This is a genomic window from Devosia alba (genome assembly GCF_039938915.1).
GTDB lineage: Bacteria > Pseudomonadota > Alphaproteobacteria > Rhizobiales > Devosiaceae > Devosia > Devosia alba.
Genome location: NZ_JBDUUI010000005.1, coordinates 262,003 through 276,566, shown reverse-complemented (window position 1 = coordinate 276,566; position 14,564 = coordinate 262,003). Strand labels below are relative to the sequence as shown.

9 protein-coding genes are annotated in these 14,564 nt (G+C 62.3%); 1 reads left to right on the top strand and 8 read right to left on the bottom strand.

Annotation, left to right across the window (positions count from 1 at the left end; genetic code table 11):
* The first annotated feature begins 9 nt into the window (after positions 1 to 9).
* Entirely contained in the window at positions 10 to 441 is a 432-nt protein-coding gene (locus ABFY71_RS10075) for a DUF3995 domain-containing protein (RefSeq protein WP_305581862.1), read from the top strand.
* A gap of 57 nt (positions 442 to 498) precedes the next feature.
* Here the strand turns inward: ABFY71_RS10075 and ABFY71_RS10070 are convergent, their stop codons facing one another.
* The 8 genes from ABFY71_RS10070 to ABFY71_RS10035 form a co-directional block, all read right to left on the bottom strand.
* The gene (locus ABFY71_RS10070) at positions 499 to 1,230 is read right to left on the bottom strand and encodes a metallophosphoesterase (protein WP_347945850.1); all 732 of its coding nucleotides are present in this window, start codon (positions 1,228 to 1,230) and stop codon (positions 499 to 501) included.
* The gene (gene glgX, locus ABFY71_RS10065) at positions 1,227 to 3,236 is read right to left on the bottom strand and encodes a glycogen debranching protein GlgX (protein ID WP_347945849.1); all 2,010 of its coding nucleotides are present in this window, start codon (positions 3,234 to 3,236) and stop codon (positions 1,227 to 1,229) included. Before glgX ends, ABFY71_RS10070 begins: the two co-directional genes overlap by 4 nt.
* A gap of 13 nt (positions 3,237 to 3,249) precedes the next feature.
* Positions 3,250 to 4,884 (bottom strand): alpha-D-glucose phosphate-specific phosphoglucomutase, encoded by a 1,635-nt coding sequence (locus tag ABFY71_RS10060; protein ID WP_347945848.1) that lies wholly within the window; start codon positions 4,882 to 4,884, stop codon positions 3,250 to 3,252.
* On the bottom strand, positions 4,865 to 6,325 hold the full coding sequence (gene glgA / locus ABFY71_RS10055) for a glycogen synthase GlgA (RefSeq protein WP_347945881.1): 1,461 nt from the start codon (positions 6,323 to 6,325) through the stop codon (positions 4,865 to 4,867). Before glgA ends, ABFY71_RS10060 begins: the two co-directional genes overlap by 20 nt.
* Positions 6,325 to 7,596, bottom strand: a complete 1,272-nt coding sequence (glgC, locus tag ABFY71_RS10050) for a glucose-1-phosphate adenylyltransferase (RefSeq protein ID WP_305581869.1) — start codon at positions 7,594 to 7,596, stop codon at positions 6,325 to 6,327. Before glgC ends, glgA begins: the two co-directional genes overlap by 1 nt.
* Before the next feature lie 53 nt (positions 7,597 to 7,649).
* Positions 7,650 to 9,845 carry a 1,4-alpha-glucan branching protein GlgB gene (gene glgB, locus ABFY71_RS10045; protein WP_347945847.1) on the bottom strand — a complete coding sequence of 732 codons (2,196 nt, stop codon included), beginning with the start codon at positions 9,843 to 9,845 and terminating at the stop codon, positions 7,650 to 7,652.
* Between the two features lie 106 nt (positions 9,846 to 9,951).
* On the bottom strand, positions 9,952 to 12,429 hold the full coding sequence (locus tag ABFY71_RS10040) for a glycogen/starch/alpha-glucan phosphorylase (RefSeq protein WP_347945846.1): 2,478 nt from the start codon (positions 12,427 to 12,429) through the stop codon (positions 9,952 to 9,954).
* Positions 12,430 to 12,522: 93 nt separating this feature from the next.
* Complete coding sequence (locus ABFY71_RS10035) at positions 12,523 to 14,376, bottom strand: monovalent cation:proton antiporter-2 (CPA2) family protein (RefSeq protein WP_347945880.1); 1,854 nt, start codon at positions 14,374 to 14,376, stop codon at positions 12,523 to 12,525.
* Positions 14,377 to 14,564: the final 188 nt, after the last annotated feature.

The following is a 14,564-nucleotide window of genomic DNA, read 5'->3' as shown; positions in this document are numbered from 1 at the left end:
TTTCTGCCCATGAGCATTCCACTGGCCTCCCTGATGTTCGTGCTGCTGCTCGCCGTCTCGGTCGCCCATCTGCTGTGGTCGATGGGCCAGACCTGGCCGATCCGCGATGAGAAACTGCTGGCGCAAACGGTGATCGGCTTCCGCGATATCGAGCGCATGCCACCAAGGCTGACTTCCTTCGCCGTAGCCCTGGCAACTCTTGCCGCCGGCGTTCTGGCGCTGTCGCTGGCCGATCACGATAGCGGCGGCCCGCTGCTGACCCTGGTCGGCGTATTGCTGGCCGCCATCTTCCTGGCCCGCGGCATCATCGGCTACACCGCCTGGTGGGCCGACAAGACCCCGCAGCCCAATTTCCGGCTCAATGACCGCCGGGTCTATTCCCCGCTCTGCCTGCTGCTCGGCACCGGCTATGTCGTGCTGGTCATCATGCGGCTGTTGTGACGCCGTGAGCCTGGCCGTCTGTGCCGGGCTGGTGCGACACGCCACAGGGCCCCGCTGCTAGCCCACCATCACCACGTGACTGACCAGCCGCCCATCGTGAAAATGGTGCAGCAGCAATCCCGGCGGATCGCTTATTGCCGGCTCCCTGCCGTCCAGCGCCAGCCGGTTGGCCCGCGCCACCGACGGCGCCATCGTCGCCGGCAGCCCGGCAAAGCGGGTGAACATCGCTCGATGCACATGCCCGCAAGTCACCCCCAAAACGGGGTCCTGTGCCGCGGCGATCACCCGCGAGAGCGCGTGCCCATTGCGGCAGATATTGCGGTCCTTGCCATCGATGCCACACAGAAAGGGATGCTGGTGCTGAAAAATCAGCGCCGGCGGGCCGTCCGAATTGAGCTCGGCCGTCAGCCAGTCCAGCACCGGCGCGGCATCGCCATGATGCGCCCCGGCCACCGTCACATCCAGCCCGATCACCCGTAGCTGATCCCCCACACGCCCGACACTGTTGAAGGGCCGCGCTCCGCTCCAGCCCATTTGCTTCCCAAATGTCTGATACAGCCCATGATGGTCATCGACATTGCCCGGCACCACGAAGAACGGCGATCCCGTCGCGCTAAGGCGGGCATGGATCGCCTGATAGCTGGCATCGTGTTCATGTTCTGCCAGGTCGCCGCTGACGATGATCGCATCAGGTGCCATTGGCCTGAGCCAGTCCAGCACGCGATCGAAGCGCTCCAGCGCCGCGTCCGAGCCATTGGCATGAATATCGCTGAGCTGGGCGATGATCATTCTTGTTGGCTCGCACGAACCAGCGCCAGCACCGAACGCGGCGTCAGCGTCGCCGTCCCCTCGGCAAGCGACGCCTGGGCCGTGTTGTCCGATTCAATACCAATGGCCCAATCGCCCTCCGGCAGGCGGGCCACCACCGGTTCTGTACGGCGATTGAACCAGACCAGCACGTCGTCGTCCTTGTGGCGCAAGTGCATACCCAGCACTGACGCGCCAGACGCACTCCAGTCTTCATCGTTCATTTCGCGCCCATCGGGGTGCAACCAGACCACGTCGCGCACGCCGTTCTTGCCGTGACCGGTCAGGAAATGGTCATGGGTCAACGCCGGGTGGTCCTTGCGGAACCGGGTCATGGCGGCGACAAAATCCACCAGCTCCCCGTCGCCACTTTCCCAGTCCAGCCAGGTGATCTCATTGTCCTGCGCATAGGCATTATTGTTGCCCATCTGGGTGCGATACATCTCGTCGCCCTGTTGCAACAGCGGCACCCCGCGCGAGACAAACAGCGTCGCCAGCAGTGCGCGCACATCGCGTTTGCGGGCGGCATTGATCGCCTCGTCTTCCGTCTCGCCTTCAACACCACAGTTCCACGAGGCATTGTGACTATGGCCGTCGCGGTTTTCCTCGCCATTGGCCTCGTTGTGTTTCTCGCTGTAGCTCACCAGATCGCGCAGGGTGAACCCGTCATGCACCGCCAGCATGTTGACGCCGTGACTGGGCTTGCGGCCGGCCGAGTCAAAGATCTCCGCCGAACCGGTCACCTTGCCCGCCAGCGCGCCGATCTTGCCGTCCTCGCCGCGCCAGAAGGCGCGCACTTCGTCGCGATAGGTGTCGTTGTGCTCCTTGAACTCCTTTCCAAACTGGCCCAGCGCATAACCGCCCGGACCTGGATCCCAGGGTTCAGCAATCAGAATGCACTGGCTCAGCACCGGGTCGGCCTTGATCTTTTCCAGCATTTCCGCCTCCGGATTGAACCCCGGGTCGCGCGCCAGCACGGTGGCCAGATCGAAGCGGAAGCCGGAGACCCCCATTTCCTCGACCCAGTAACGCAGGCTCTCGATCACCAGCCGCTGCGTCGCCGGATGGTCGCAGCGCAGCGTATTGCCGGTCCCGGTATCGTTCACCAGATGCTGTTTGCCGTCCACCTCGACAAACCGGTAATAGGTCTTGGCATCCAGCCCCATCAGGCTGAGCATCGGCCCGTTGGCGTCGCTTTCACCGGTGTGGTTATACACCACGTCCAGGATCACCGAGATGCCGTTCTTGCGATAGAGGTCCGTCATGTTGCGCAGCTCTTGCGGCCCGCGCGGCGCCAGGCGGGGATCAATGGCTGAATACGCCACCGGATTATAGCCCCAGGCATTGGTCAGGCCGAGCACCGGCAGGTGTCCCTCATCGATCCAGGCCGCCGTCGGCATCAATTGCAGCGTATCAACACCGATATATTTCAGGTGGTCGATGACGCGCTGCGTCGTCAACCCGGCAAGAGTCCCGCGCAGCGGCCCCTGCACGCTGGGATGGCGCATGGTGTAGCCGCGCACATTCATTTCGTAGAACAGGCCCGGCGCCTTTTTGCGCGGCAGAATGCTCTCGTTTCCCATCTCCCCCACGATCGCCTTGGGGATCAGGGGCGCGGTGTCGACGGCTTCCGAGCGGTCCAGCCGCAGGCGCGGCGAGCGCACGAAGGTCCGGTCCAGCCGCTTGGCATAGGGGTCAACCAGCAGCTTCATCGGGTCAAAAAACAGCCCCTGGTCGGGATTGTATTCCCCGTCTGCCCGGAGCCCGTAGCGGGTGCCGGCACCCAGCCCTGAAATCAGGCCGGCACGGATGTGATCCTGGTGCACGTCCAGCTCGAACCGGTCCGTCTCATGGTCCTGTTCGTCAAAGATCGACACCCAGATAGCGGTGGCGGTTTCCGAATAGACGGCGAAGTTGACGCCCTGCGCGGTGATTGTCGCGCCGAGTTGGGCAATACTGCCCCCATTGGGGACCAGCATGGGTTTCATGGGATTTCCGATATCAGGTAATGACGCTGGGTTCATCGCGCCCGGTGCGCTGCTTGATTCCGGCGAGCCGTTCAGAGAGCGCGATGAGCGGTCCAAGGGCGACTTGGGTATCGAGATCGTGTCGTCCATCGGCAGCCTCATATCGTTCAAGATAGAGCCGCAACGTGGCGCCGACTGTGCCGGTTCCAGATAGTCTCAGCACTATTCGCGAACCGTCGGTAAAGCCGATGCGAATGCCCTGCTTGGCGCTGGTCGAGCCGTCCACCGGGTCGTGATATTTGAAGTCATCGGCATAGGCGACCTGCAGGTCCTCGCTGAAATTCTGCCCCACCAGGCCGGACAGTTGCGCGCGCAGGTCATCGACCAGCGTGCTAGCAATAGTGGCATCGACCTCCTCATAGTCGTGCCTTGTGTAGTAATTGCGCCCATAGCTGGCCCAGTGCTCGCGCACGATCTGGTCAACGCTCTGCTGACGCACCGCGATGATGTTGAGCCAGAGCAGCACCGCCCACAGCCCGTCCTTTTCACGCACATGGTCTGATCCGGTGCCCGCGCTCTCCTCGCCACAAATGGTCACCCGGCCTGCATCCAGCAGATTGCCGAAGAACTTCCATCCCGTCGGGGTCTCGTGCATTTCAATACCGAGCTTTTCTGCCACGCGGTCGGCAGCCGCGCTGGTCGGCATCGAGCGGGCGATGCCGACAATGCCACCGCGGTAGCCGGGCGCCAGATGCGCATTGGCAGCCAGCAGCGCCAGGGAGTCCGAGGGTGTCACGAAGCGATTCTTGCCGATGATCAGGTTGCGGTCGCCGTCGCCGTCCGAGGCGGCGCCGAAATCGGGGCCTTCGGGCGTCATCAACAGGTCGAACATGTCCTTGCAGTACACCAGATTGGGGTCGGGATGGCCTTTGCCAAAGTCCGGCAGGGGCGTGCCATCCTTCACCGTTCCCTTGGGTGCCCCCAGCCGTTCTTCCAGAATGGCGTGCGCATAGGGCCCGGTAATGGCGTTCATGGCGTCGAATGTCATGGTGAAGCCGGACGCGAACAGCTTGGCGATTGCCTCGAAGTCGAACAGCGTTTCCATCAACGCCGCATAGTCGGTCACCGGATCGATCACCTCGACCACCATGTCGCCCGACATCTGCGTGCCAATCTGATGCAGCGCCACATCGGGTGCATCGAGGGTCTTGTAGCGCTCGATCACCTTGGACCGCTCATACACGGCCTCGGTAATCGCCTCGGGCGCGGGTCCGCCCTTGCCGATATTGTACTTGATGCCGAAATCGCCGTCCGGGCCGCCCGGATTATGGCTGGCTGACAGCACCAGGCCGCCAAACGCCTTGTAGTGGCGGATCACATGGCTCGCCGCCGGGGTGGATAGCAGGCCATTCTGGCCCACCATGACCTTGCCGAAGCCATTCGCCGCCGCCATGCGGATCGCGGTCTGGATGACCACGTCATTGTAATACCGGCCGTCGCCGCCGATCACCAGCGTTTGCCCGGCAATGCCGTCCAGGCTGTCAAAGATCGCCTGCAGGAAATTCTCGATATAGTGCGGCTGCTTGAAGACGGTCACCCGCTTGCGCAGGCCCGAGGTACCCGGCTTCTGGTCGCTATAGGGGGTGGTCTTAATTGTCTGGATCATCATTGCTCTTGAGCCCGGTAATGCTGGCGTAAAGGTCGGCATAGCGCGCGGCGCTGGTGTCCCAGGACACGTCGGACTTCATGCCCCGCCGCTGCATCTTCTTCCAGATCCTGCTGTCATTGTAGAGCGCTGTTGCCTTGCGCAGCGCATCATAGAGCGCCTGGCTGCTATTGGGCTCAAAGACCACCCCGGTGGCCACTTCGGCCGCCAGGGCTGCCGGATTGGCGTCGACCACCGTATCGGCCAGCCCGCCAATGCGGCTCACCACCGGCACGCAGCCATAGCGCAGGCCATACAATTGGGTCAGCCCGCATGGCTCGAACCGCGACGGGATCACGATCGCGTCGGCCCCGCCCTGCATCAAATGGCTGAGCGTCTCATTGTAGCCATTGACGATGCTGACCTTGCCGGGATGGATCGAGCTCTGGTGCCGGAAGCCGTCCTCCAGATAGCCCTCGCCCGAACCCAGCACGATCAGGCGGCCGCCCAGATCAACCAGGCCGTCCACCACCTGCAGCAACAGGTCCATGCCCTTCTGGTCGGTCAACCGGCTCACCACGCAAAACAGCGGGCCATCCTCGCCGTCGAGCCCGAACTGCTCCACCAGCGCCTGTTTGTTGGCACGACGCAGATTGGTCGTATTGGCAGAAAAGTTCTGCACCAGTGCCTTGTCCGTTGCCGGGTCCCAGGCCGCCACGTCGATGCCATTGAGGATGCCGCTGACCGTTTCGGCCCGCCCGTTGAGCAGTCCTTCAAGCCCCATGCCGAATTCGGGCGTGCGGATTTCGTCCGCATAATTGGGGCTGACCGTGGTCACAAAGTCCGCGCACTCCATCCCCGCCTTGAGAAAGGACACGCCGCCGTAATACTCGATCCCGCCCACCTGGAAGGCTTCCGGCGGCAGGCGCAACTGGCCGAACACATCGGCGCTGAAAAACCCCTTGAAGGCGATATTGTGGATCGTCATCACCGTCTTGACGGTCGATGCGGGTCCAAACTTGATATAGGCCGGCGCCAGGCCCGCCTGCCAGTCATGGCAGTGAAGCACCTGCGGGCGATAGCCTTCCACCATGCCCATGCCCAGTTCCGCTGCGACCCAGCCCAGCGCCGCGAAGCGCTTCCAATTGTCCGGCCAGTCCCAGCCATCCGGGCTCACATAGGGATTGCCCGGGCGGTCATACAGCGCCGGAGCGTCGATCACGATCACGTCGAGCCCTGCAATGCGGGCCGCAATCAGCTTGGCGGGCACCCCGAACAGGTCGTCGAATTGCTTGACCACCCGGCCGCCACTGAGCTTTTCCATCACCGAGGGATAGCCCGGCACGAGTGTCCGCATGGTGACGCCGTGAGCGTGCAGGACGCCTGGCAGCGCGCCGGTCACGTCAGCGAGCCCGCCGGTCTTGATCAGCGGATAGACCTCGGATGCAACCGAGAGAACTTCAATCATCGTCCCGCCAGATATTTATTGATCATTGCCTGGGTGATCAGCGTCACCCCTTCGTCGCTGCGGCGGAACCACTTACCGTCGAACTCGGCATCCTCTCCGACCACCAGACCCTCGGGAATGTTGACGCCGCGATCGACCACCACCTTCTTCAGCCGGACATTGCGGCCAATATCGACATGGGGCAACACCACCGCCTCCTCGAGCACCGAATAGGAATGCACCCGCGAGCCGGTTGAAAGCAGCGTGCGGTTCAGGTGTCCGCCCGAGATAATGCAGTCCCCCGATACCAGCGAGTTCACTGCCGAACCGCGACGGCCATCGAAATCATGCACGAACTTGGCCGGTGGCGTGATCTCGGCATAGGTCCAGATCGGCCAGTCGCGGTCATACAGGTCCAGTTGCGGCTTGATGTCGGTGAGGTCGATGGAAGCCTTCCAATAGGCATCGATCGTGCCGACATCGCGCCAATAGCTGACCTCTTCATTGCTCGACCGCACGCAGGAGCGCGGGAAACGGTGGGCCCAGGCCGAGCCGTTCTTGACGATATAGGGGATGATGTCCTTGCCGAAATCGCGGTTGGACCCTTCGGTGGCGGCATCGCGCCGCAGCTGCTCCATCAGGAAGCGGGTTTCGAACACATAGATGCCCATCGAGGCCAGCGCCATGTCTGGCCTGTCCGGAATGCCCGGCGGGTCCTTGGGCTTCTCGACAAAATCGACCACCCGATCCCGCCCGTCGACATGCATCACGCCAAAGCCGACGGCCTCCATGCGCGGCACTTCCAGGCACCCGATAGTGACGTCGGCACCGGTATCGACATGCTGGCGCAGCATGATTTCATAGTCCATCTTGTAGATGTGGTCGCCCGCCAGGATGACGATGTAGCGCGCACCCGAATCCTCGATGATATCCATGTTCTGGTACACGGCGTCAGCGGTCCCGGCATACCACATGTCCTCGCGCACCCGCTGGCTGGCCGGCAGCACGTCAAAGCTCTCATTGCGCTCGGGCCGCAGGAAGTTCCAGCCGCGCGACATGTGGCGGATCAGGCTGTGCGCCTGATACTGGGTCGCCACCGAAATGCGGCGAATGCCAGAATTGATGGCATTGCTGAGCGCAAAATCGATGATCCGCGACTTGCCGCCGAAATACACCGCCGGCTTGGCGCGCCGGTCGGTCAGTTCCATAAGCCGCGTGCCGCGCCCACCGGCCAGTACATAGGCCATGGCCTCACGGGCCAGTGGCGATGGTGCCCTGTAGTCTGCCATTTTCTAATCCCTCCACTAGCGCCCGTTTCCCGGGATTTATGCGTTTGCCTGGTTCAAGCCTGATCCAGTTTCAAAAACAGGGTCGAGAGCGGCGGCAGGTAGATTTCTGCCTCTGCCGGCCAGTGCCGGCCCTCCACCGCATAGGCCTCCACCACACCCTGGTTGCCCGTATTGGAACCGGCATACCAGCCTGCGTCAGTGTTGATCCGCTCAACCCATTTGCCCGCCATCGGCATGGGTATCTTGTACCCGCTCCGTGGCATTGGCGTGAAATTGGAGACCACCAGAATGGGATCGCCCCCCGGCGCCTTGCGCAGCCAGGCCAGAACCGAATTGGCGTGATCATTGCCGATCACCCATTCAAACCCCTCGGGCTCGCAGTCGCGCTCGTGCAGCGCCGGCAATTCGCGATAGGCCAGATTGAGGTCGGCAATCAGCCGCCGCATGCCCTCATGCATGCTGGCATCGAGCAGATACCAGTCCAGCGATTTGGCGTCGGCCCACTCCTCGCGCTGGGCAAATTCCTGTCCCATGAACAGCAGCTTCTTGCCCGGCTGCCCCCACATGAACCCGAAATAGGCGCGCAGATTGGCAAATTTCTGCCAGTCGTCACCGGGCATTTTCTCCAGCAACGAACCCTTGCCATGCACCACTTCGTCATGGCTCAGCGGCAGCACGAAATTCTCCGAGAACGCATAGACCGTGCCGAAGGTCATGTCGTTGTGGTGGAATTTCCGATGCACCGGCTCGCGGCTCATGAACCGCAGCGTGTCGTTCATGAAGCCCATATTCCACTTGAAGCCGAAGCCCAGCCCCCCGGCATCGACCGGCTTGCTGACGCCGGGCCAGGAGGTGGATTCCTCGGCGATCATGAAGGTGCCGGGATGCAGCCGATAGGCTTCGGTATTGACCCGGCGCAGGAACTCGACCGCCTCCAGGTTTTGATTGCCACCGAATTTGTTGGGCACCCATTCGCCCTGCTGGCGCGAATAGTCGAGATAGAGCATCGACGCCACCGCATCGACACGCAGCCCGTCGATGTGGAATTTCTCCAGCCAGTACAGCGCATTGTTGACCAGGAAGCTGACAACTTCCTTGCGGCCGAAATTATAGATGGCCGTGTTCCAGTCCGGGTGGAAACCCTGGCGCGGATCAGCATGCTCATACAGCGCCGTGCCGTCAAAATTGGCCAACCCATGCGCGTCGGTCGGAAAGTGCGCCGGCACCCAGTCGAGAATGACCCCGAGGCCGGCCTCATGGGCCGCGTCGACAAACCGGGCAAATCCGGCCGGATCGCCAAACCGCGCCGTTGGCGCATACAGCCCCGTCGGCTGATAGCCCCAGCTTGGGTCATAGGGATGCTCGCTGATCGGCAGCAATTCGATGTGGGTGTAGCCCATATCGGCAACATAGGGGACCAGTTGCTCGGCCAGTTGGTCATAGCTCAGAAAGCCGCCATCCGGGCGTCGCCGCCAGCTCCCCAGATGCACCTCATAGATCGACATCGGCGTGCGCCGCCAATCGCGCGTGGCCCGCTCGGCCAGATATTTCTCGTCGGTCCAGGTGAACGGGGTGGGATCGGGCACGACGGACGCCGTCTTGGGGCGCATTTCCGACTGCCGCGCAAACGGGTCCGCCTTGAGCGGCAGCGTCACCCCATCGGGGCCGACGATCTCGAATTTATAGAGCGTGCCCGTTCCCAGCACCGGGATGAACACTTCCCAGATGCCGTTCTCGAACCGGTTCCGCATCGGATTGCGGCGGCCATCCCAGTCATTGAACGGGCCAACCACGCTGACGCGCTGCGCATTGGGGGCCCACACCGCAAAATGGGTACCGTGGATGCCCTCAAACGCCATCTCATGGGCGCCAAGCTTGTCGAACAGCCGCAAGTGACTGCCTTCCCCCATGTAGTAATCGTCCATCGGCCCGAGCACTGGCCCAAACGAGTAGGGGTCGTGCACGTCCCATTCGCCTCCGGCATTCTTGGCGCGATAGCGAATGGGCTGCCGCTTGTCGATAGCAACCTTGCCTTCAAAAAACCCATCGGCACGGCGCGGGATCAGATGCCCCAGGGCGGTGCCATCCAGGGTGAAAGCACTGAGCAGCTCGGCATGGGGAATGAACGCCCGCAACACCCACTGCCCGCGTACTTCCTGCAGGCCCAGAAATCCGAATGGGTTGGGGTGCCGGCCGCTGACAATGGCCTCCACCTCCGCTGAATCGGCTTGCCAGTCTTCCTTGCTCACACGCACACTCCCCCGGCAGCAGCCATCGACAGATCGACCGCTGCGCCCAAACAAAAATACTCAGCAGGCCCGACGGCGATCGTCGGCCGGGGCACACTGCAAGCTGTCATCTCGACGGCACCGTCACGCCCCAGATATCCTGGGCATATTGCCCGATTGTGCGGTCGGACGAGAAGAACCCGACCCTGGCCGTATTGCGGATCGCCATGGCGTTCCACTGCGTCTTGTCCCGCCAGATGGCATCAACTTCGTTCTGCGCCTTGGCATAGGCGTCGAAATCCCGCGTCACCATGAACCAGTCGTGCTCGTAAAGCCCGCCGATCAGGTCACGATAGCGGTCCGGATCGTCCGGTGAGAACACCCCGGTGGCAATGGTCTCGAGCACTTCATGCAGTCGCGGTGAGGCGTCGATCATCTGTTTGGGCGTCGTGCGCTCGGCCCGCATGTCTTCCACTTCCTGGGCGGTCATGCCGAAGATGACGATATTGTCGGCCCCGACTTCCTCGTGCATTTCCACATTCGCCCCGTCCATCGTCCCGATGGTGATGGCGCCATTGGCCATGAACTTCATATTGCCCGTGCCCGAGGCTTCCATGCCGGCCGTTGAAATCTGTTCGCTCAGATCAGCTGCCGGCACGATAACCTCCGCAAGGCTCACATTGTAGTTGGGCAGGAACACCACCTTGAGCAAACCGCGCACCGCAGGATCATTATTGATCACCTTGGCCACGTCATTGATCAGCTTGATGATCAGTTTGGCGTTCCAGTAGCCCGGCGCCGCCTTGCCTGCGAAGATCTTAACGCGCGGCACCCAGTCGCGTTCCGGATGGGCGCGGATCTCATCATACATGGCCACGGCATGGATGATGTTGAGCAGTTGGCGCTTGTATTCGTGAATGCGCTTGATCTGCACGTCGAACATGGCGTCCGGCGATACCTTGATCCCCAGTCGATCTTGGATCAGTTGGGCCAGCTTGCGCTTGTTCTCCAGCTTGACCTGCGCGAAGCGTGCCTGAAAGCCGGCATCCTCGGCAAAGCCATCCAGATCCTTGAGCCGGTCGATATCGTCCAGAAACGCTGGGCCGATCGTATCGGCGATCAGCTGCGTCAGGCCCGGATTGCACTGCATCAGCCAGCGGCGGGGGGTAATGCCATTGGTCTTGTTGTTGATGCGGTCCGGATAGAGCTTGTGCAGATCCGAGAACACGGTCTGCTTCATCAGCTGGGTATGCAGCGCCGAAACGCCGTTGATCGAGTGCGAACCGACAAAGGCCAGCTGCCCCATCCGCACGCGTCGCCCGCCGGCCTCATCGATCAGCGAGACATTGGCGATCTGTGCATCGGAAAAATTGGCGCGGTCGCGCGCATCGGCCAGCACATCGGCATTGATCTGATAGACGATCTGCATATGGCGCGGCAGCAGCCGCTCCAGCAGGAACACCGGCCAGCTCTCCAGCGCCTCTGGCAGCAGGGTGTGGTTGGTATAGCCGAATGTCCCCTTGGTCAGCTTCCACGCCTCGTCCCATTTCAGCCCGTTCTCATCGACAAGAATGCGCATCAGCTCGGCAATCGAAATGGCCGGGTGGGTATCGTTGAGCTGCACGGCAACCTTGTCAGCCAGCGAACCGAGGTCGCCATATTGCTGCAAATGCCGCCGCACAATGTCCTGCAGCGAGGCTGACGAGAAGAAGAACTCCTGCCGCAGCCGCAATTCCTGTCCCGCCGCAGTCGAATCCGCCGGATACAATACCCGGGTGATGGCTTCGGCTTTGGCGCTTTCTTCCAGCGCGCCGATATGGTCGCCGGCATTGAACTTGTCGAGCAGGATCGGGTCGATCGGCTGCGCGCTCCACAGCCGCAACGTGTTCACCCGCGCGCCCCGCCAGCCGACAATCGGGGTATCGAACGCCACCGCCATCAGGTGATCATTGGGGCGCCATTCCTGGCGCACTTCCCCATCGGGATCAGTGACCGATTCAACATGGCCGCCAAACCCGACTTCATAGGCGCTTTCACGCCGTTCGAATTCCCAGGGATTGCCGTGCGCCAGCCATTCTTCGGGCAGCTCGACCTGCCAGCCTTCGCTCATTTCCTGGCGGAACAGGCCGTGCACATAGCGAATGCCATAGCCATAGGCCGGAATCTTCAGCGTCGACATCGATTCAAGGAAACAGGCGGCCAGCCGCCCCAGGCCACCATTGCCCAAGGCGGCATCGGGCTCCAGATTGATCAGGTCCCCCAGATCGACATTGAGATTTTTCAGCGCCTCGCGCACCGGCTCCATCAGCCCGACATTGCTCATCGCGTCGCGCATCAGCCGGCCGATCAGAAACTCCAGGCTGAGATAGTAGACGCGCTTGTGCGACGTCCGCCACGTCTCGCGTGAGGACTCCATCCAGCGATCCATCACATGGTCGCGCACCGTCATGATGGTCGCGGCCAGCCAGTCGTGGGGCCGGGCGACTATCGGGTCTTTGCCGATGGAATAGATCAGCCTGGCAAGGATTTCTGCCTGGATGGATTCAGCGGTTGCGGCACGCAATTCTGGCGTGGGGACGTCGTAGGCGATCGGCTTTTGCGGCATGTCGCAATCCAGATTTCATGACGATGTATTCCCCTCAATAGACTTTAGTCTGGCACTTAATTTGAGCACACGAAAGCCCTAAGCGACAAACCTCTATCCATGTGATGCGGGATGGGTGCTTTGCTCGGCGGCACTCTCCGCCGCCTCCTTCTCCACACTGACGCCGCTCTCGCGCGCCTGGTCCTGCGCATTGCTGATCAGCAGCTGGCTGAGGTTCCGCCAGTCCTCTCCTGCCAGTTGCCGATCGAAACGCTGCCCATCCCGCCCCCGCACGCCCTCCAGCACTTCGGCGGTGTCCTCCTCGCTCGCCCCCAGCAAGCTGATCGCCTTGCCGCCAAACAACAGCGCCGATTCGAATACCTCGCGGATCTGGAATTCCACGCCCGCCCGCACCAGTTCGATGGCATGGGCCCGATCGAATGACCGGGCCATCACCCGCACCAGGGGAAACTCGTCCCGCAACAGTTCGGCGATGTGCGTGGTCTGGTTTCGCTGGTCCGTGCAGACCAGGATGAGGTCGGCGGTACCGGCGCCGGCAGCCCGCAGGATATCGAGCCGCGTTCCATCGCCATAATAGACCTTGAAGCCGATCTGCGCGGCGGCCCGTATCATGTCCGTGTCGTTGTCGATGATCGACACCGAATGGCGCATGGCCAGGAGCGGCTGGCTGGCGATCTGCCCGAACCGGCCGAAACCGATGATCAGGATGCGGCCCGACAGTCCATTGGCCTGCTCGACGCCGTCCATTGACGGCTCATTTGCCTGCGTCGTGACGAAGCGCAGGCCGATGATCAGGAATGGCGTCAGCACCATCGATACGATCACCGTTGCGGTAAAGATCGCATTGGTGGGGCCATCGATAATGCCGGCAGCCGCTGCGGTCGTGTACAGCACGAAGGCGAATTCGCCGCCCTGCCCCATCAGCACCGCCCGCTCCATTGCCTCGCCATGGCTCGATCGCAGCAGCCGCGCAATAGCATAGATCGCCACGCCCTTGACCACCATGTAGACCCCGACGCTGAGCCCGATGATCTGCCAGTTCTGGCCCACGGTCCCCACGTCCAGCGTCATCCCGACCGCCAGGAAGAACAGGCCCAGCAATATGCCGCGAAACGGCTCGACATCGGCCTCGATCTGCCGCCGGAAGGTGGAGGTGGAGAGCAGGACGCCGGCCAGAAAGGCGCCCATCGCCATGGACAACCCGCTGGCCTCAAACAGCAACGCCGCCCCCAGCACCACCAGCAGCGCCCCCGCCGTCATCACCTCACGCAGCTTGCTGGCGGCCAGCAGTCCAAAGAACGGGTTCATGATCCTCTGACCAAGAAAGATCATCAGCACCACGGCCCCGATCGGCGTGGCAATGCTGATCACCCGGGTAATCAGGTCGATGTCGTCGCTGCCCGAAGCCGGCGCCAGGATCGCCACCAGGGCCAGCAGGGGAACGATGGCCAGGTCCTCCAGCAGCAGAATGGAAACTATGCGCTGCCCATGTGGCGTGGAAAGCTCCCCCCGTTCGCCCAGGATTTGCATGACGATGGCGGTGGACGTCATGACGAACCCCATGCCGAAGATGAAGGCGACGATCGGTTCAAAACCGAGCAGCACGCCGACCCCGGTCAGCAGCACGCCGCAGCAGCCCACCTGCATCACGCCCAAGCCGAATATCTGCTTGCGCAGGGCCCAGAGCTTGGCCGGCTCCATCTCCAGTCCGATGATGAAGAGAAACATCACCACGCCCAGTTCGGCCGTGGTGAGGATCGATTGCGGGTCGCTGATCAAGGCGATGCCCGAGGGCCCCAGCAACAGGCCCGCTGCCAGATAGCCGAGTACCGAACCCAGGCTGAGACGCTTGAACAGCGGCACCGCCAGGACTGCCGCGCCGAGCAGCACCACGATCGGCACCAGGTCGATGCCGTGCCCGGCAGCCTCAGCCGCATGTCCCGCCATCTCGCTTGCCACCGTACTCTCCACCTTGATTCAGGCAGCAAGTTTTTCTCTCCGGTGACGGCACGTCAAGCGCCATGCCTCGTGGGATGGCCTCGCGCAGCGAGCTTTCCGTTCAGCGCCCGCGCCGCACCCAGTCGACCACCTCGATTTCCACCGCTAATGTGCGCGCGGATTCGTTTCTCGCCCAA

Bases quoted from the DNA above. Each gene is read 5' to 3' on its own strand.
- ABFY71_RS10075 (WP_305581862.1), top strand. From the start codon at position 10: ATGAGCATTCCACTGGCCTCCCTGATGTTCGTGCTGCTGCTCGCCGTC.
- ABFY71_RS10070 (WP_347945850.1), bottom strand. From the start codon at position 1,230: ATGATCATCGCCCAGCTCAGCGATATTCATGCCAATGGCTCGGACGCG.
- glgX (WP_347945849.1), bottom strand. From the start codon at position 3,236: ATGAAACCCATGCTGGTCCCCAATGGGGGCAGTATTGCCCAACTCGGC.
- ABFY71_RS10060 (WP_347945848.1), bottom strand. From the start codon at position 4,884: ATGATGATCCAGACAATTAAGACCACCCCCTATAGCGACCAGAAGCCG.
- glgC (WP_305581869.1), bottom strand. From the start codon at position 7,596: ATGGCAGACTACAGGGCACCATCGCCACTGGCCCGTGAGGCCATGGCC.
- ABFY71_RS10040 (WP_347945846.1), bottom strand. From the start codon at position 12,429: ATGCCGCAAAAGCCGATCGCCTACGACGTCCCCACGCCAGAATTGCGT.
- ABFY71_RS10035 (WP_347945880.1), bottom strand. From the start codon at position 14,376: ATGGCGGGACATGCGGCTGAGGCTGCCGGGCACGGCATCGACCTGGTG.